Annotated in this window: 15 protein-coding genes; 8 read left to right on the top strand and 7 right to left on the bottom strand. The window is 69.2% G+C overall.

Going from position 1 to position 17369, the window contains the following annotated elements:
- Nucleotides 1-41: 41 nt before the first annotated feature.
- From ACZ5MC_RS11595 to ACZ5MC_RS11585, 3 genes are all read left to right on the top strand, one after another.
- Entirely contained in the window at nt 42-3173 is a 3132-nt protein-coding gene (locus tag ACZ5MC_RS11595; protein ID WP_464515882.1) for a serine/threonine-protein kinase, read from the top strand.
- A gap of 488 nt (nt 3174-3661) precedes the next feature.
- The gene (locus tag ACZ5MC_RS11590) at nt 3662-3958 is read left to right on the top strand and encodes a YciI-like protein (protein ID WP_464515881.1); all 297 of its coding nucleotides are present in this window, start codon (nt 3662-3664) and stop codon (nt 3956-3958) included.
- Nucleotides 3959-3960: 2 nt separating this feature from the next.
- Nucleotides 3961-4887 (top strand): PLP-dependent cysteine synthase family protein, encoded by a 927-nt coding sequence (locus ACZ5MC_RS11585; protein ID WP_306600582.1) that lies wholly within the window; start codon nt 3961-3963, stop codon nt 4885-4887.
- On the opposite strand, the gene ACZ5MC_RS11580 is transcribed toward ACZ5MC_RS11585, so the two are convergent.
- The 7 genes from ACZ5MC_RS11580 to ACZ5MC_RS11550 all read right to left on the bottom strand — a co-directional run bounded on the left by ACZ5MC_RS11580 (nt 4859) and on the right by ACZ5MC_RS11550 (nt 13052).
- Nucleotides 4859-5785 carry a diiron oxygenase gene (locus tag ACZ5MC_RS11580; RefSeq protein ID WP_464515880.1) on the bottom strand — a complete coding sequence of 309 codons (927 nt, stop codon included), beginning with the start codon at nt 5783-5785 and terminating at the stop codon, nt 4859-4861. The genes ACZ5MC_RS11585 and ACZ5MC_RS11580 overlap by 29 nt on opposite strands.
- 238 nt (nt 5786-6023) lie before the next feature.
- Nucleotides 6024-6356 carry a ribosome hibernation-promoting factor, HPF/YfiA family gene (gene hpf, locus ACZ5MC_RS11575; protein ID WP_306600580.1) on the bottom strand — a complete coding sequence of 111 codons (333 nt, stop codon included), beginning with the start codon at nt 6354-6356 and terminating at the stop codon, nt 6024-6026.
- A gap of 82 nt (nt 6357-6438) precedes the next feature.
- A complete protein-coding gene (gene rpoN, locus ACZ5MC_RS11570) occupies nt 6439-8001 on the bottom strand; it encodes an RNA polymerase factor sigma-54 (protein WP_306600579.1) in 1563 nt (520 codons plus the stop codon).
- Complete coding sequence (gene lptB / locus ACZ5MC_RS11565) at nt 8001-8735, bottom strand: LPS export ABC transporter ATP-binding protein (RefSeq protein ID WP_306600578.1); 735 nt, start codon at nt 8733-8735, stop codon at nt 8001-8003. The genes rpoN and lptB overlap by 1 nt, the downstream gene beginning before the upstream one ends.
- Nucleotides 8732-10450, bottom strand: a complete 1719-nt coding sequence (locus ACZ5MC_RS11560; RefSeq protein ID WP_306600577.1) for a hypothetical protein — start codon at nt 10448-10450, stop codon at nt 8732-8734. Before ACZ5MC_RS11560 ends, lptB begins: the two co-directional genes overlap by 4 nt.
- Nucleotides 10447-12105: a single-stranded-DNA-specific exonuclease RecJ gene (locus tag ACZ5MC_RS11555; protein WP_306600576.1), complete on the bottom strand. Its 1659-nt coding sequence runs from the start codon at nt 12103-12105 to the stop codon at nt 10447-10449. Before ACZ5MC_RS11555 ends, ACZ5MC_RS11560 begins: the two co-directional genes overlap by 4 nt.
- Nucleotides 12102-13052 (bottom strand): acetyl-CoA carboxylase carboxyltransferase subunit alpha, encoded by a 951-nt coding sequence (locus ACZ5MC_RS11550; protein WP_306600575.1) that lies wholly within the window; start codon nt 13050-13052, stop codon nt 12102-12104. Before ACZ5MC_RS11550 ends, ACZ5MC_RS11555 begins: the two co-directional genes overlap by 4 nt.
- A gap of 114 nt (nt 13053-13166) precedes the next feature.
- Here ACZ5MC_RS11550 and ACZ5MC_RS11545 point away from each other — a divergent pair, with 114 nt between their 5' ends.
- The 5 genes from ACZ5MC_RS11545 to ACZ5MC_RS11525 all read left to right on the top strand — a co-directional run bounded on the left by ACZ5MC_RS11545 (nt 13167) and on the right by ACZ5MC_RS11525 (nt 17250).
- The gene (locus tag ACZ5MC_RS11545; protein ID WP_464515879.1) at nt 13167-13721 is read left to right on the top strand and encodes a hypothetical protein; all 555 of its coding nucleotides are present in this window, start codon (nt 13167-13169) and stop codon (nt 13719-13721) included.
- A 319-nt stretch (nt 13722-14040) separates the two neighbouring features.
- Nucleotides 14041-14940, top strand: coding sequence for a hypothetical protein (locus ACZ5MC_RS11540; RefSeq protein ID WP_464515878.1), 900 nt, complete (start codon nt 14041-14043; stop codon nt 14938-14940).
- 47 nt (nt 14941-14987) lie between these two features.
- Nucleotides 14988-15680: a nitroreductase gene (locus tag ACZ5MC_RS11535; protein WP_306600572.1), complete on the top strand. Its 693-nt coding sequence runs from the start codon at nt 14988-14990 to the stop codon at nt 15678-15680.
- On the top strand, nt 15625-16119 hold the full coding sequence (locus tag ACZ5MC_RS11530; RefSeq protein WP_464515877.1) for a DUF3788 family protein: 495 nt from the start codon (nt 15625-15627) through the stop codon (nt 16117-16119). The genes ACZ5MC_RS11535 and ACZ5MC_RS11530 overlap by 56 nt, the downstream gene beginning before the upstream one ends.
- Before the next feature lie 48 nt (nt 16120-16167).
- Complete coding sequence (locus tag ACZ5MC_RS11525; RefSeq protein WP_464515876.1) at nt 16168-17250, top strand: hypothetical protein; 1083 nt, start codon at nt 16168-16170, stop codon at nt 17248-17250.
- Nucleotides 17251-17369 lie beyond the last annotated feature (119 nt).

Here is a 17369-nt window from a genome sequence, read left to right as displayed (position 1 = left end):
GGGATTGTAAGGTTTTCGAAGGAACCCCCTCCCGAGGTCCGATGACCCAAGCTCTGACCGTCAGCCAGCAGGCCAGAATCCTGAAATGGGCCATGGAGCGGGGCCTGCTGACGCAGGAGGAGATCGGGCTGTCCACCCACGCGGATGCGGCCACCCTCTCCGAATCGGACCTGTCCGACCGCTTCAACGCCCTCCATGCCGCCGGCCGCCTCAAGGGCGTGCTGGACACGGCCATCGCCTGGGACCAGGAGGTGACGGCCGTCACCTCGGGCACGCCGGACTGGCTCCGGGCCATGGGCGAGGTGGCCGCCGCCATGGATCCCGAGGACCTGGCCGGTTTCGCCCTGCCCCGCGACGGGCGCTACCTGCCCCTGGCCTTCCTGGGGGACGGCGGCATGGGCTGCGTGTACAAGGCCTTCGACCAGCAGCTCAAGCGGGTGGTGGCCCTGAAGTTCCTCAAGCGCCTGGAGCGCGCGCCCATGGAGCGCTTCATCCAGGAGGGCCGGTCCCAGGCCCGCATCGAGCACCCCAACATCTGCAACGTCTACTCGGTCGATGAGTTCGAGGGGCAGCCCTACCTCTCCATGCGGTTCATCGCCGGCCCCACCCTCAGGGCGGCCCTGCCCCGCCTGAGCCTGGAGCAGAAGGTGCGCATCCTGGTGCAGGTGGCCCAGGCGCTCCACAGCTGCCACCGGGAGGGCATCGTCCACCGGGACATCAAGCCGACCAACATCATGCTCGAGGCCCGGGAGGACGGCTCCTGGTGGCCGTACCTGATGGACTTCGGCCTGGCCCGGGACCTGGGCGACGAGGGCCTGACCGTGCCCGGGATGCTCATCGGCACCCCCATCTACTGCAGCCCCGAGCAGGTGCAGGGGCGCATGGGGGAGGTGGACCGGCGCTCCGACGTCTATTCCCTGGGGGCCACCCTCTACGAGTGCCTGGTGGGCGCGCCCCCCTTCCCTTCCGGCGGCGCCCTGGTGGATCTCATCCGGCGCATCGCGGAGGAGGAACCCGTTCCGCCCCGCGACCGGGTCCCCGGCATCCCCAAGGACCTCCAGACCGTCGTCCTGAAGGCCCTGGAGAAGGATCCCGGCAGCCGGTACGAATCCGCGCGGGCCCTTGCGGAGGACCTGCAGCGGTACCTGGACGGGGATCCGATCCTGGCCCACCGCACCAGCCTGGCCTACCGCATCAACCGGCGCATCCGCAAGAACCGCGCCCTGGCCCTGGTCCTGGCCGTCTCCTCCCTGGCGGTGGTGGGCTTCGCGGCCTTCGGCGTCACCATGGCCGTGCGGGGCCGGGTCCAGAGCCAGAGCATCCAGCGCTACGGCCGCGAGGCCGAATACATGGAAGGCATCCTCCTCAAGGCCTACACCCTGCCCCTCCACGACGTGCGCATGGAGCGCGCCTATGTGCAGCAGCAGGTGGACCGGATCCTCGCCTCCATGGGAACCCTGGGACCCTGGTCCCGGCCCGCGGCGCGCCAGGCGCTGGGGCGCGGCTACCTGGCCCTGGACCGCCTGGAGGAGGCGCGCCGCGAACTGGAGCCCTCCCCGGGCGCGACCCCCCAGGACCCGGACAACGCCCTGGCCCTGGGCCTCACCCTCACCCGCCTCTACCAGGCCGAGCTGGAAGGCCTGCGCGGCAAGGCCCTGGAAGACCGGAAGAAGGAAACCGAGCAGGACCTGCGGCGCCCCGCCCTGGCCTGCCTGCGCCGCGCCCAGGGCGCCCACCAGGACGGCCCCGCCTACGTGGAGGGCATGCTGGCCCTCGTGGAGGAGCGCTACGAGGACGCCATCGCCAAGGCAAAGGAATACCAGCGCCTGGCCCCCTGGGCCTACGAGGCCTGGCTCCTGGAGGCCGACGCCCACCGGGCCCTGGCGGCCCAGGCCTACGGCACCGGGGACTTCAACGGCACCGAGCAGCGCCTGGCCCTGGCCGGCGAGGCCCTTCTCCAGGCCCGCAACGTGGCCCGCAGCGCGCCCCTGGCCTACCTGGGGGAGGTGCAGCGCCGCATCCTCCTGTTCCAGGTGAGGATGGACCGGGGCCGGGGCACCGAGGCCGACCGGGACTGGGCCCTGGAGGCCGCCGACCTGTGCCTGAAGGCCAACCCCGGGGACTGGAAGGCGCTGGGCTACCGCGCCGCCATCAACCGGCGCTGGGGCGTCGCCCTCATGAATCGGGACCAGGACCCCACGGCCAGCCTCGACGCCGCGGTGGCCGACGCGGAGAAGGGCCTGGCCTTCCGCCCCACCGACAATCCCCTGTGGAACAACCTGGGCACCTGCCTGCGCAACCGCGCCGACTGGGAACAGCGCCGGGGCCTGGACCCCACCCGCACCCTGGCCCGGGCCGTGGAGGCCCTGGGCAAGGCCCTGGACCGGCCCCAGTACAAGGACTGGCTGCTGGACAGCATCGGCAACTGCCACGCCCTCCTGGCCCGCTACCAGCTGGAGCACGGGCAGGATCCCACCGCCTCCGTCCTCATGGCCGTGGACCTGCTGGGCCAGGCCGCGGCCCTCAAGCCCTGGGTGGGCCACAACTCGTCCCAGGGCTATGCCCTGACGGACCTGGCCGCCTACCTCAAGATGAAGGGCCAGGATCCCATGCCCCGCTACGAGGAGGCCCGCAGGGCCTTCGAGGCCGGCCTGAGCCTCAACGCCAATTCCTACCTTTCCCGGCTGGGCATCGCCAACCTCCTGCTGGACCGCGCCGAGACCTGCCTGGAACGGGGCGTCTCCCCCGGGGACGACCTGGTCCGGGCCGCCGCCCACCTGGAAGCCGCCCTGAAGGTGAACCCCCGCGTGAGTCCCGAGGCCTACCCCGCCAGGGCCCGCTGCCGCGCCCTGGAGGCCCTGGCCGCAAAGTCCGCCGCCCCGCTGGCCGCGGCCCGCGCTGACCTGGCCAGGGCCGCCGCCGTCTCGGCCGACCGACCCGAAGTGGCCCAGGCCATGGCCCAGGCCTGGCTCCTGGTGCACCGGGCCGACCCCCAGGGCGGTGCCGCGGCCCGGGGCCTCGAGGCGCTGCGCCCGGCCCTCAAGGGGCATCCCTGGTCAGCGCAGGCCCTGTTCACCCAGGGCAGGCTCCTGGCCGCCCTGGGCCGGCGCGCCGAGGCGGAACGGGCCAGGGCCAGGGCGGTGGCCCTGAATTCCAACCTGGCGGGAGCCTGAAGGGCGTTCCGCGCCACCACAGCCAGGAGGTGATCCGCTCGAACAGGCCCCTGGGCTCCTCCCCGGTGACGGCGGGGACACCGGGCGTGGAGAGCGCGAGGTTCATCTCCCAGGCCGTCTCGTCCGCCGCGCGGTCCGCACGGCCCGGCGCGTCGAGGTGCGGCCCCATCGCCAGCCTCAGGTCGTTCTCGCTGAAGACCACCTCGTCACCCGTGCGCACGTCCAGGTGGTCGCAGTTCCGGCGAGTCCGGCCGCGGACGCGCCCCTCAAGCGCCGAGCCGGTTGATGGAATACATCGTCAGGGCAGCGAAACTCCAGACGGAAAGGATGATTGCGATCTCGAGACCAGTCATTGGGTCCTCCTTGAGCATGAATTGCGTATTAATGGCCCTTGGTTCCTTTGTTGAATTCCCAGGCCCGGGGGCGAAGAATCCAGGATGTTTCCGTACGGCCCCCAAAGGCCGATAAAGTCTAGGCAGGAGGCCCAGGTGCACTATCTACTGATCTACGACTACATCCCCGAAATCATGGAGCGGCGCGGCGCGTTCCGCGCCGAGCACCTGACCCTGGCGCGGCAGTACCAGGACCGGAACGAGCTCCTGCTGGGCGGCGTGCTCACCGAACCCGTGGACACCGGCCTGCTGCTGTTCCAGGGCGACGGCCCGGAAGCGGCCGAAGCCTTCGCCAAGGCCGACCCTTATGTGAAAAACGGTCTGGTGACCAGGTGGCAGGTGCGCCAGTGGCTGACCGTCGTGGGGCGCGACGCGGCCAGTCCGGTCCAGTAGCCATGGGGATCCTGGAGGCCATCGGCAACACCTCCCTGGTCCGCCTCGGGAAGCTGGGGCCCGCCGTGTCCGTGAAACTCGAGTGGGAAAACCCCACGGGCAGCGTCAAGGACCGCATGGCGCTGGCCGTTATCGGCCGGGCGGAGGCCGACGGGCGCCTGAAGCCCGGCGGCACCGTGGTGGAATACACCGGCGGTAGCACGGGCACCTCCCTGGCGCTGGTGTGCTCGGCCAAGGGCTACCGGCTGCGCATCGTCACCTCGGACGCCTTCAGCCGCCAGAAGCTGGACCACATGGAGGCCCTGGGCGCGGAGCTGACGCTCGTCCCCAGCGAGGGCGGACTCACCACCCGCAAGCTCATCCAGGACATGATCGAGGTGGCCCGGGAGCTGAGCCGTGAACCCGGCACCTACTGGACCGACCAGCTGCGGAACCGGGACAGCATCGCCGGCTACCATGCCCTGGGCGAGGAGATCTGGGAACAGTCGGGAGGCCGGGTGGACGCCTTCGTGCACAGCGTGGGCACGGCCGCCTCGCTGCTCGGGGCCGCGGCGGCGCTCCGGGCGCACAACCCGGCCATCCGCATCGTCGCCGTGGAACCGGCGGAATCGCCGGTGCTCCAGGGCGGCCAGCCCGGGCCCCACAAGATCGAGGGCGTGGGCATCGGCGCCATCCCGCCCCTGTGGGATCCGGCCCAGGTGGACGAGATCATCGGGGTGCCCACCGCCGAGGCCAAGGCCATGGCGCGCCGGCTCGCCCGGGAGGAGGGTCTCTTCGCCGGAACCTCCTCGGGCGCCAATGTCCTGGCCGCCCTGCAGGTGGCCCAGCGGCTCGGCCCGGACGCGCGGGTGGTGACCCTCATGGTCGACTCCGGCCTGAAGTACCTGGGCACGGACGTGTTCAGGGCGCGGGAAACGCCAGAAGGATAGGCCCCAGGGCCGCCTGGACGCGCTCCCGCTGGGCGGGAGTCGTGATCAGCTGGAACAGCTCCTGGAAGTTGGGATGGGCGACGCCGGTCTCCAGGAAGGCGTGGCGCTTGGCGCGCAGGAGGCCGCCGTGGATCTCCAGGCGCTCGGTTTCGTGGAACTCCCGGCCCAGGTACATGCCGAGGTTGTCCAGGTCCAGGAGGGCCTGGGTCTGCAGGAGGCTGTCCACCGCGGCCAGGAGCCAGATGAAATCGTCCATCGTGGCGTCCCGGGCCGGGTCGTCCAGGTTCCGGAAGACGCGCAGCGCCTCCAGGTGGTCCAGCCGGGCGTGCTGGGACTCCTCCAGCCAGTGGGCCCGGAAGATCTCCCGGGTGAGGGGGTCCAGCTCGTCGGCGTTCTTCATGGTGCTGGTGTAGTGCTCCTGGGTGAGCCACTCGATGGCCGAGGTGAGGAGCAGCACCGCCCCCTTCCTCCGGCCCAGGACGGCCTTGGCCACCTCGGCCTCCCCCTCCAGGAGGCGCAGGGGAAAGCCCAGCTGCTCGTCCACCCGGTGCCGGATCTCCTTGAACAGGTGCATGTGCTTGATCTCCTCCGAGGCGAAGTTGGTGAGGGCCTCGAAGGCGGCGGGGTGGGCGGTGCCGCATTCCTGGGCCAGGTTCACCATCTCGGGGGCGATGAAGGCCTCCACGAAACCGAACAAGTGGGCATACGATCCCATCTCCACGTGGGTCATGCGCAGCTTCTCGTCGGCATCGAGGCAGGTGAGCCCGGAGGCGCCCGACAAGGGCGCCGGCAGCCAGGGGCGGTCCGGGTCGAAGTCCACGAAGCCCAACACCTCCTTGATCTTCCAACCCACCCGGTAGGACCGGGTCAGACAATCCGCGTAGGTGTAGGTGGCCATGGATTCACCTCCTCATGCGCATCCTTCCGGCAAGCCTCGGGAATATGAGTCTCAATCCTGAAGAAGTCAACCCGGCCGTATGCCCGTGAGGCATTTCAACGTGGCGGCCGCGCGGGTGGAGCCAACGGGTTGTTCGCCCAGGCCGTCAAGCACGACCCGGGTCCCAACTTCACCTTCGCCGGCGGAACGAAAAAGCCCAGGCGCGAGCCTGGGCTTTTCCCTGCGCCAAAGGGGGGGTTCAGGCCTCGGCCTCGGTCGCCAGCACTTCGGGGAGCTTGCCCTTGTAGCCCGCCTGGCGCTTCCCGGCATGTCGGTGGGCCTGCACTTCAAGCTTGTCCAAGGCTTGGGAGAGGCTCTGATACATGTCGGTGCTCTCGGCGGAAGCGATGAAATCCCCATCGCTCGTCTTCAGGGTGATCTCAGCCGTGTGGCGGTGCTTCTCCACGCTGAAAATGACGTGAACGTCGATGATGTCGTCCAGGTACGCTTGCATCTTGTCCAGACCCTCCTGCGCGGACTGGCGCAGGCTGTCGGACACTTCAACGTGGCGGCCGGTGTAGATGACCTTCATCGTGGACTCCTTTGAAGGGGGGACCTTGCGGGTCCGGTGAAAAACGACACTACGTCCTGAGTGCGCCGACCGGGGGTTTCGTTCAACGTCGTCTGCGCCGGGATGCGGGGGGGATCTTGCATTCCTCGCGGTACTTGTTGACGGTCCTCCGGGCGACCTTGATGCCGTCCCGCTCCAGGAGCTTGGCGATGGTCTCGTCCGACAAGGGCTTGGCAGGGTCCTCGGCCTGCACCAATGCCTTGATCTTGTGCTTGACCACCGTCGCGGAGACGTCGTCGCCGCTGTTGGAGCCGAGGCTGGCACTGAAAAAGTAGTTGAGGTCGAACAGGCCCTGAGGCGTGTGGATGGTCTTGGCCTTCACCACGCGCGAAATAGTGGATTCATGGAATCCGGTGGACTCGGCCACGTCCCGGAGGACCATGGGGCGCAGGCGCTCGATGCCGTGCTCCAGGAATTCCCTCTGCAGGTCCACGATGGATGCGGAAACCCGCAGGACGGTGCGGTTGCGGTCCTCCACGCCCCGGATGAAGTCCCGGGCGGAACGGTACTTGTCCCGGATGAAATCCTTGTCGTCCTTGGCCTCGGCGCTGGCCAGGAAGTGGCGGTACTCGCCGCTCACCCGCAGGCGGGGGACGGTCTCGTCGTTGAGGTACACCTTCCAGTTGCCGTCCTCGCCCTTGAGCACCACCACGTCGGGCTTCACGACCCGCTCGCTCTCCGGATCGAAGGCCCGGCCCGGCGTGGGGTGGAGGTGGCGCAGGATGGCCAGGGCCTCGCCCAGATCCTCCTCGGTGCAGCCCATGGCCTTGCGCAGCTTGACGTTGTCCCGCTGGCTGAGGAGGTCGGCCTGCTCCAGGATGATGCGCACGGCCAGGTCGTCGGGTTCGGCCCCGGCGTGGCGCAGCTGCACCAGGAGGCTCTCCTTCACGTTGAAGCAGCCGACGCCGGAGGGATCGAACTCCTGGAGGATCTCCAGCAATTCGCGGAGCAGCTCCTCGTCGATGCCCAGTTCCCGGGCCAGCTCCTTCGGAGTGGTCTCGGCGGGCTGGTCGGGGTCCAGGCGGAGGAAGCCCTTGGGATCCACGTGATCGATGAGCGCTTCCAGATGGAAGGCCCTCGGATCATCCGGGTCCAACGTCTGGTAGAGCTGTCCGATGAGGTGCTCCTGCAGCGTTTCGGTGCTGCTGAGGCGGTCCTCCCAGCTGGTGCGCTCGTCGTCCGGCAGGCTGCTGGTGCGGGGTACGTCCAGGTCCCAGGAGTTCTCGGCGCCCATCTCGGTTTCCTGCACCTGGGAGATGCCGGCCTCGGTGAAGGCCTCCAGGTCCGCTTCGGGGTTCATCTCCCCGGGGGTTTCGGGCAGGGGGCCCAGGTCCACGGAATCGCTGCCTTCGGGGACTTCCCCGCCGGCCTCGGCTTCGGTCACCTCGGAGTCGTGGCCCTCTTCCAGGGCTTCCAGGGTGGGGGTCTCGTCCCCGTCCTCCAGCAGTTCCAGGAGGGGGTTCTCGCCGAGCTCCCGCTCGATGGTTTGGCTCAGTTCGAGGAGGTTCATCTGCCACAGCTTGAGTTTCAGCTGCATGGCGGGCGTGAGCGCCAGAGTCTGGCTCTGGGCTAGGCGCTGGGAGAGGTTATGTCCGAGGTTCGCCATCAATCCAGCCTGAAACGGTCGCCGAGGTAGACCCGGCGGATGTCGGGATCGTCGGCGATCTCCTGGGGCAAGCCGTGCTTCATGATCATTCCATCTGCAAGGATGTACGCGCGGTCGGCGATCTGCAAGGTCTCCCGAACATTGTGGTCCGTGATCAGCACGCCGATTCCCCTTGCCTTCAGATCGGCAATGAGGCCCTGGATCTCCAGTACGGATTTCGGGTCCACGCCCGCGAAGGGTTCGTCCAGCAGCATGATGCGAGGGTCCGTGACCAGGGCCCGGGCCATTTCGCACCGCCTCCGCTCGCCGCCGGACAGGGACATGCCCAGGGTCTCCCGCACCTTCTGCAGGTGGAAATCGGCCAGGAGCTTCTCGCACCGGGCCAGCTGCTCGTCCTTGCCCACGGGTTGCAACTCGGCCAGGGCCAGCAGGTTCTCCCAGACCGTCAAGCCCCTGAAGACGCTGGACTCCTGGGGGAGGTAGCCGATTCCCTGGCGGGCCCGCCGGTGCATCGGCATGTTGGTGATGTCCTGCCCCTGCCAGAAGATGCTGCCCCGGTCGGGGGCCTCCACGCCGACGACCATATAGAAGGTGGTGGTCTTGCCGGCGCCGTTGGGGCCCAGGAGGCCCACCACTTCGCCCGGCGAGACATTCAGGGAGACGTCACGCACGACCGTGCGGTCGCCATAGCGTTTGTAGACGTTGCGGGCCTCGAGGCGGATGTCCTGGGTCAAGGGCGGACCTCCGTGAGGGCCTGCACATTCCCATGCCAGGTGGCCACCTGCCTGCCCGGATCCAGGTCCAGGGTGTCCCCCCTGCCCTCCCCCATCCGGCCCCTTAATACAACTGATCCATTCGCAGTCATTTGCTTCACGACATTCCCTGGCCCAAGAGTTACCGAGATGTGCTCCGCTTGCAAGCGCCAGCCTTGGCCCTGGCATTCCACCCGGCTGTCCAGCGTCAGGAGGTCGCCTGCGGCCTGGCCCCGGTCCGCCCGCAGATTGATGTCCCCTTCCTGGGCCGCCAGGGCGCCGGCGATGCCCTGGGGGAAGACCACCCGGTCCTTCGTCTTGATGACCTTGAGGCCGCTGAGGCGCTGCCTGAGCCGGGTCCAGGTGACGGGCCGGCCGGTGAGGGTCATGACGCTGCCCTCCCAGACCAGGGCGTCGCTGCGCACCTGCGCCCCGTCGAAGAACCGGGCCTGGATGGGCCCTTTGAACTGCCATTTCAGGAGGTTGCCGGTGCCCTCCCCGGCCGAGAAGGTGCCCAGCTCGCCCCGCCCCAGGGCCGGGGCCTGGATCCTCCAGGTGCGCTGGCGGTGGCGTCCCTCGATGCGCGGGCTGCTGAGGGAGCGCTCGCCCCAGGTGAGCACGGCCTGGGGTTCCGCCCAGGTCTGGCCCACCTGGAGATCGGGCGGGAGATCGGGTCCGGGGGCGGTGCGCTGCAGGACCCGGGGGGCCCTCAGGGTGGCCTTGAGGCCCTCCAGGGGCTGCTCCCACTTCACGTCCCCCTCCAGGCGCAGGCCGGCGGGGGTCCACCGGGCACCCAGGGAGGTGAGGGTTTCGGGGCCGCCGTCGGTGGCCCGGGTGGCCTTGAAATCACGGAATTCCATGCGGTCGAAGGGGCGGCCCTTGACCGGGCGCGGCGCCAGGGCATGGCCGGCACTGCCCGACCACCCGTCCTCCCGCTGGAAGGCGATGGGCGCGTCGAAGAGGACATCGGCCGGCTGGATGCGCACGAGGGCCGCCTGGACGGCGCCGCCCTCCAGCGCCGCGTCGACCCCCTCCAGCCGGCCGTCCTGGAACCCCAAGGAGGCCTGCATGCGCTGGGCGGTGAGGTTCCGGAGGGCGCCGGGATCGGCGGCCACCCAGTGCACGGGGCCCTTGTCCACGAGGAACCGGCCGTCCAGGCCCCGGTGCCAGCCCGGCGGGAGGGTCCAGCGCCCGCGGCCGTTGCCCTGCAGGTCGTCCCACACCAGGGTGCTCAGGCCCGTCCACACGCCGTGGTCCCAGCCCAGGGCGGGTCCGGTCTCCTTCATGACGCCCCGGCCGGCGGGGACCTTGAGGGCGGTGTCCTGGGCGTCCACGGTCATGGGCCCCATGAGGGTCCAGATGCCCTTGATGCGCTGGGCGGCCGGGGACACCATGCCCCAGACCGTCAGGGGCTCCTCCAGGCGTCCCTTGACCTTGTCCAGGGTGATCTCGTCCTGGGTGCCCTGGATCGTCTCGTAGGACAGGGCGAACCGGCCCTCCCCCAGCTGCTCGACGAACGTGCCGAAGCGCCCCCGGGTGCCCGAGCCCAGGTCGAACGGGTCCCCGTTCTCGGGCTTGAGGGGTCGCGGCCCCCGGCCCATGTAGACGCCGGTGATGCCCAGGATGCCCAGCACCAGCGCGCCACCGGCCACCCGCCACAGGGGGCTCCGGGTGTTGAGGAGGGCCCAGGCGCTCATGGGGCCTCCCGGGGATCCACCGAGCCGTCCACCCGCCAGGAGCGCCCCCAGCGGGGGTGGTCCTGGGGGGCCACGGCCAGGCAGAGCCGGCCTTCGAGGCTGCGGGGCTCCTCGGCGAAGAGCGTGAACTCCTCGGCCTCGCCCGCCATCCGGAACTTCCGGTAGCCGGCGCCGAAGGTCCTGGGCTGCCCGAGCAGCTGGCCTTCGACGAGCAGCAGGGGCTCCGGGAAGCCCTGGCCGAAGGGCTCGAGGCGCTCCAGTTCGGCGCGGGAGGGGGCCAGCCGGGTGCCGGCGCCGTCCACCACCACGGCGGCGCCGGGGGCGCCCACCGCCTGTTCCCGGGCGCCCAGCTCCAGGGTCCGCTTGACCATGCGCAGGTTGCTCATGGGAAAGGTCATGCCGGCGGCGTAGCGGTGCCCGCCGCCGGTGGTGAGGTACGGCCGGGCCAGCTCCAGGAGGGCGCGCAGGTCGTAGGCCTCCGGGGCCCGCACGGAGCAGTGGGCCACGCCGTCGATGACGGTGCACACCGCGGAGGGGCGCTGGGCTGCGCGCATGCGGTGGCCGGCCACGATGCCGATGACGCCCTTGTGGGCGGTGGGCTCCACCACCAGGTCGAAGGCCTCCTCCCCCGGCGGGGGGAGCTGCTCGCCCAGGGCGCGCTGGATCTCCCGGCGCTCCAGGTTGAGGGCCTCCACCCGCTCCATGAGGCCGGCGGCGGTGGCCGCGTCCCGGGCCAGGAGGAGGCGCACCGCGTCCTCGGCCCCGCCCATGCGGCCCACGGCGTTGAGGCGGGGGCCGATCTGGAAGCCGATGTCCTTGCCCCGCACCGCGCCGTCGACCTTGGAGGCCCGCAGGAGGGCCGAGAGCCCCGGCCCGTTGGCTCCGGCCATGGCCAGGAGCCCGCGCTTGACCAGGAGGGCGTTCTCGCCCCGCAGCGGCACCATGTCGGCCACCGTGCCCAGGGCCACCAGCTTCAGGAGCCCGTCCAGGAACGGCCCGTCCTCCGCGCGCGGCGTGGGCGCTGCGTCCAGCAGGGCCTGGGCCAGCTTGAAGGCCACCCCCACGCCGGCCAGGGAGGGATTGGCATAGTCCTCCAGGCCCGGGTGCACCACCGGGCAGGGCGGCAGCACGGGGCCCAGGGCGTGGTGGTCGGTGATGATCCAGTCGGCGCCCAGCTCCTTCGTGGCCTCCACCTCCGCCACGCTGCGCACGCCGCAGTCCACGGAGATGAGCAGGGTGGGCCTGCGCTCGGCGACGACCTCCCGGATGCACTCCAGGTTGAGGCCGTAGCCGTCGTTGAACCGGTTGGGGATGAAGAAGCTGGCCCTGGCGCCCAGCTTCTCCAGGACCCGCATGAGCAGGGCCGTGGCCGTGACGCCGTCCACGTCGTAGTCGCCGTAGACGCAGATGGTCTCGCCCGCCTCGCAGGCCGCGCGGACGCGCGCCACCGCCGCGGCCACGCCCGGCAGCAGGAAGGGGTCGGTGGACCGGGCCCAGGAGGGGTCCAGGCGCCAGCCCAGCTCCTCGCCCTCGGCGTCCCGCAGCCACGCCAGGCGCGCCCCTTCGGGGCTGAGGTCCCAGGCCCGGGCAAGGGCCGTCCAGGGGCTGGTGCCCGGCACGGGGGCCCGGCGCATGCGCCAGGGCAGCGGGTTCATCGGACTACGCTGCCCATGCGGGCGAACTTTTCGTAGCGCTGGTCGATGAGCTCCTGCGGCCCCAGGGGGCGCAGGGCCTCCAGGGCCTTGAGCACCGCGTCCTTGAGCAGGGAGGACGCCTGGTCCCAGTCCCCGTGGGCGCCGCCCAGCGGCTCGGGGATGATGCCGTCGATGAGCCCCTGGGCCAGCAGGTGCGGGGCCGTGATCTTCAGGGCCTCCGCGGCCGCCGGGGCCTGGGAGGCGTCCTTCCAGAGGATGGAGGCGCAGCCCTCGGGGGTGATGACGGAGTAGACCGCGTATTCCTGCATGAGGACGGTGTTGGCCACGCCCAGGGCCAGCGCGCCGCCCGAGCCCCCCTCCCCGATGACGACGGCCACCACCGGCACCTTGAGCCGGGCCATCTCCTTCAGGTTCCGGGCGATGGCCTCGGCCTGGCCCCGCTCCTCGGCGTCCAGGCCCGGGTAGGCGCCCTGGGTGTCGATGAGGGTGAGGACGGGCCGGTTGAACTTCTCGGCCAGCTTCATGAGGCGCAGGGCCTTGCGGTAGCCCTCGGGCTTGGGCATCCCGAAATTGCGGATGATCTTCTGCTTGGTGTCCCGGCCCTTCTGCTGGCCCAGGACCATCACCGGGAAGCCCCCGATCCAGCCCATGCCGCCCACGATGGCCGCGTCGTCCCCGAAGTTCCGGTCCCCGTGGATCTCCTCGAACCGGTCGCAGATGCGCTCGATGTAGTCCAGCGTGTAGGGCCGGCGGGGGTGCCGGGCCAGCTGGGTGCGCTGCCAGTCGGTGATGGAGGCGAAGACCTCCGCCTTGAGCTTGTCCACTTTCTTGCGGAGGCGGTCCCGCTCCTTGGTCTTGGCCGGGTCCATCTCCAGGGCCCGGATCTGGGCCTCGAGGTCGAGAATGGGCCGTTCCAGATCGGCAAGGTCAGTGGTTTGTCCGCTCAAAAGCACCTCGGAAGGATGGAAAGTCCAGTTTAGAGGCCCCGGCCCCCAAAGGCCAGCGCCGCCTTCCTTGCGGCGGAGGGCCGGGGCGCCCATCCTTGGGGCTGGAGGTGCGACATGCGAGCCTGGGTCATGGGTTTTCTGGTTTCCGGACTGGCGCTGGCACAGACCCCCGCCATCGACGTGCTCGGGAAGGTCCTCCCGGTGGTGCCGGGCCCGATGCCTTCCGAGCGCCTGCGCGACCTGGCCGGGGGCCCCGGCAATTCCGGCATCGAGGTCAAGATCCGCCGTTCCGCCAGGCGCACCGGCTTCCTTCCGGCCGTGGAGGTGCCCAAGGGGGAGGCCATCGCCGTCACCCACGAGGTTTCCGGCCCCGCGGGCTGGCAGGCCTACCGGGTGGAAACGGCCCCCGGCGAGAAGGTCCACGCCAGGCTCCGTTCGGACCACGAGGCCTGGTACGTGGTGAAGTGCGTGAACAGGAACGGGCAGCTGGAGCAGGGCATGCTCCAGAACCTGATCCGCACGGGGAATCCGGAGGCGACCTACCAGAACCCGGGCAAGCAGGCGGCGACGGTGTTCTTCGTGGTGGATACCACGGAGATCCTCGCGGGGAGGGAGCCTTACGTGGTGACATTCACCCGGGAGAAGGCGCCTGAGGTGGCGGCGAAGTAGATGGACTAGGTTGGCAGGCGGCTTGTCCCCTTGCCCACGACCCACCATGCAATGACTATTTGTTTTCATTACTTAAGGAAAGACTAAACGCTGGGGCGATGAGAAAGACGTCTGCTCTCAGCGCCCCAGCGAATCCTCTGCGTTTGGTCCTTTTCTGACACATTCCGGATTCCACGTTCGATGCGAAGTGGGTCGGCGCAAATGATCGGAAGGACAGCCAACCCAGTCCAGCCAGGTACCGGAACGTAATCCCTCAAGGATTGAGTGCAGGACCCCAATACCGCAAAAGGTGAATATCATTTCACCCTATCCTGTACGGATGCATCTGACATTGACGGCATGCCTACTATTCCAGCCGATCCCTGGGGGAAAGGCGTCGAAGCCGCAGGCGGCCGTCCAGGAAGTCCAGGGAAGCACCATCGAGATCCCGGCCATCCCGCCTTCGGTCCAGGAGGCCAGGACTGGGTATTCCGCCACCCGGGCCCGCATCCTCAAGGAGCTCCAGGACCTGGAAGCCGAGATCGGGGCCTGTTATCAGGCAGATGAGAAGAACGGCAGCTTCAATGCCTTGTCCCGGAATCTGGTCATCGCTGGCAGCCACAGGCAGGCATCCAGCGAGGCAATCACTTACATCAAGGACTTCAAGTTCCTTCAGCTGGAATCCGCCGTGCAAGGCCAATGGAATACATGGCAGTCCTATCTCCTGACAAAAGCCTGGTTCATGGACGGCACAGCCGCCGGTCGGGCCATCAGGTTCGAAGCGGAAATGTACCCTGTGAACTACGTGGACTATGAGCTGGCGGCCAGCAATGAGAAGGTCAGGATCTATACGACCGGGTCCAGCCTGGTCCTCCTCGATGAACTCACCCGCACCCGCAGTCCCTTTTCCGGCGTTCTCGCCATCAAGGCGCTCGACTACCGGTCCCGGGCCGCCGACGCCGAGCGCGTCCTCGGCATGGCCGGACAGCAGCTCCGCGCCCTGGAGGCGCTCTGGAACCCGCTCCGGATCCACCTGGAAAACGCCGCCTCCTCCTTCCTGCGATTCGAATACGAGAACCAGGGCGTCCGGGATCAGGGCATCCAGGCCCTGTTGAAGAAGGCGAAGATCCAGATGCTGGAGCGGTGCCGGTACAGCCTGTGGTTCTGCCTCCTTGTCTGGGCCCATTTCGCCTCCCAGCCGCTGCCCGCCCTGTACCCCAGATTCCCGGGTATCTACTGAATATGGGATCCGCTACTATCTGTTCATCCAATCCAGGGGGTGCAGCGATGACCGGAACGACCCGATCCGCCGTGGAGGATGTCATAACCGGCCGCTATTCCTGCCGCGCCTTCCTGCCCGATCCCGTACCCCGGGAGGAGATCGCCGCGATCCTCTCCCTCGCGTCCCATGCGCCCTCCGGAACCAACATCCAGCCCTGGAAGGCCTGGGTGCTGACGGGCGCCGCCTTGAAGCGGGTCAGCGAACGGCTGGTCGCGCTCTGCAACGATCCGGAGGCATCGGCGGCCCACTCGGATCCCTACCCGTACTACCCGAAGAGCTGGATCTCGCCCTACGTCGAGCGCCGGCGCAAGGTCGGCTTCGCGCTGTACGGCCTGCTGGGCATCCAGAAGGGCGACGCAAGGCGCATGCAGGAACAGCATGCCCGGAACTTCAAGTTCTTCGATGCGCCGGTGGGGCTCATCTTCACGGTGGACACCGTCCTGGAGCAGGGAAGCTGGCTGGACTACGGGATGTTCCTGCAGACCCTCATGCTGGCCGCCAAGGCCCGGGGCCTGGACACGTGTCCGCAGGCCGCGTTCATCCAGTTCCACCGCGTCCTGCGGGAGGAGCTCGGCATTCCCGACAGCCAGGCGATCGTCTGCGGCATGTCGCTTGGGCACGCCGACCCTCAAGCTCCCGAAAATGCGCTGCGCACCGAGCGCGCGCCCCTGGAGGACTGGGTCCAGTTCAGGGACTGACGCCGGCGCTGCCCCCCTCCCCTTCGCGAGGTCCCCCCTGCCATCGATACTCCCAGCACCCGATGAAGGCGAACTGCGTGCGGCCTTGGGCCCCGCCTTCCCCCTCTGGGACGGCATCCTCGCGGCCGCCGAGGCGGTGCGGTCCCCCCTCGAACGGACCTGGAAGCCGTCCAAGACGCCCTTCGGGCGCATGTGCCTGCTTCAGTACCGGGGGCGGACCCTGCTCTACCTCACGCCGGATGAAGGCAGGGTGTGGGTGGCGGTCGTGCTGGGCGGCCGGGCCTATCAGGCGGCGATGGCCGGGCCCCTGCCCGCGGGCATCAAGCAGCTCCTCGCGGAGGCCAGGCCCTATGCGGAAGGCCGGGGGATCCGCTTCGCCGTGGTGGAAGCCGGGGAGCTACCGGCCGTTGCGGAATTGGTGCAGCTGAAGATCCTGTAGGAGCGGGAAGGGCTGGAACCTCCATCCGTAATCAATCATAAATACTAGATGCGACACCTCCCCGCCTCCCTACGCCGGCCCCTGCAGCTTCTGTCCCTCCTTACAACCTCCTTTCTGGCCCTGCCCCTGGCCGCCAACCCCCTCCCTCCGCCCCAGGAGCGCAAGGAGGAGAAGGAGGCCCCCAAGCCCTTGCCCCCTTCCCCGGACGCGCGCGTGGTGCCCTTCGACGCGGCGAAGGTCCGCCATTGGCCCGGGCTGCCCAACCAGGGCGCGGCGTGTTTCATCAACGCCTCCTTCAAGCTGCTCGCCAGCGTCCCGGCCCTGGATCCCGTCCTGGCCGACACGCCCGGGGACGACCTCCCCACGGCCAACCTCCGCCGCCAGTTGCGCCAGGTGATCAACTTCATCCGGTCCGCCGATGCCCCCGGGCAGCCTCCGGCGAAGGACGTCGTCGCCGGCTTCTTCGACGCTCTGGTCAGGCACGAACGCACGACCACCACCTTCAAACGGGCGCAGGCCTACGGCGGTCAGCCGTCCGACTTCATCGACCTGTTGCTGTCGGTCCTCGGGAAACCGGACGCCTTCGCCATCGCCACGACTGTCCGGACCACCTCGACGGACCCGGCGGCAACCGCTACCTATGACGATTCCTTCCCCCTCAGGTTGAACCTGTCCGCAGGCCCGGGCGGCCGGGACCTGGCGCCCGTGCACACGCTGGCCGATTTCCTCGTCCGGGTCCTCACGGTGCCCGACTGCTGGAGCGTTGGCGCCCACACGACCCATGTCCACACCTATCCCACCCTTGTGCCGGAAACGGCCTTCCTGAGCGTCAACCGGGTCCCCGCGCCGGGCAAGCCCGTGGCCTTCTCTGCCACCGTGCAGATCCCCACGTTCACGGTGGACAAGGGCCAGGGCACCGCCACCCCCCGGGGCAGCATCACCCTCCACCCCACGGCACTGGGCATGGACTCGGAAAATCATGCCTGGGCGGTCGTGCGCGGGAACGACGGCTGGTACGTCCAGGACGACGAGCTGCCCCCCCGCCCCGCCACGCCCGCGGAGCTGGACGACCATGAGGACCCGGCCGAGGAGAGGTCCCGCCGGGTCGGGTTCGTGGTCTATCACAAGTGAGGGGGCCCCAACCTGGCGGCGCAAGGAGTTGAACGGCCTGAAACGCAATCGACCATCCACCTGGATCGTTCCGCGGATGTGTTGGCTGCTTTGGAGCCCTTCAAGACGGGACCCGCCGA

This window comes from Mesoterricola sp. JemC181, from assembly GCF_055384585.1.
The sequence above is the reverse complement of the archived record's forward strand: the minus strand, read 5'-3'. Positions and strand labels throughout refer to the sequence as shown.

Coding starts and splice junctions, on each gene's coding strand:
- ACZ5MC_RS11535 (WP_306600572.1), top strand. CDS start 14,988: ATGACCGGAACGACCCGATCCGCCGTGGAGGATGTCATAACCGGCCGC.
- ACZ5MC_RS11545 (WP_464515879.1), top strand. CDS start 13,167: ATGCGAGCCTGGGTCATGGGTTTTCTGGTTTCCGGACTGGCGCTGGCA.
- rpoN (WP_306600579.1), bottom strand. CDS start 8,001: ATGGCGAACCTCGGACATAACCTCTCCCAGCGCCTAGCCCAGAGCCAG.
- ACZ5MC_RS11530 (WP_464515877.1), top strand. CDS start 15,625: ATGCGCTGCGCACCGAGCGCGCGCCCCTGGAGGACTGGGTCCAGTTCA.
- ACZ5MC_RS11585 (WP_306600582.1), top strand. CDS start 3,961: ATGGGGATCCTGGAGGCCATCGGCAACACCTCCCTGGTCCGCCTCGGG.
- ACZ5MC_RS11595 (WP_464515882.1), top strand. CDS start 42: ATGACCCAAGCTCTGACCGTCAGCCAGCAGGCCAGAATCCTGAAATGG.
- hpf (WP_306600580.1), bottom strand. CDS start 6,356: ATGAAGGTCATCTACACCGGCCGCCACGTTGAAGTGTCCGACAGCCTG.
- ACZ5MC_RS11555 (WP_306600576.1), bottom strand. CDS start 12,105: ATGAACCCGCTGCCCTGGCGCATGCGCCGGGCCCCCGTGCCGGGCACC.
- ACZ5MC_RS11525 (WP_464515876.1), top strand. CDS start 16,168: ATGCGACACCTCCCCGCCTCCCTACGCCGGCCCCTGCAGCTTCTGTCC.
- ACZ5MC_RS11540 (WP_464515878.1), top strand. CDS start 14,041: ATGCATCTGACATTGACGGCATGCCTACTATTCCAGCCGATCCCTGGG.
- ACZ5MC_RS11580 (WP_464515880.1), bottom strand. CDS start 5,785: ATGGCCACCTACACCTACGCGGATTGTCTGACCCGGTCCTACCGGGTG.
- ACZ5MC_RS11560 (WP_306600577.1), bottom strand. CDS start 10,450: ATGAGCGCCTGGGCCCTCCTCAACACCCGGAGCCCCCTGTGGCGGGTG.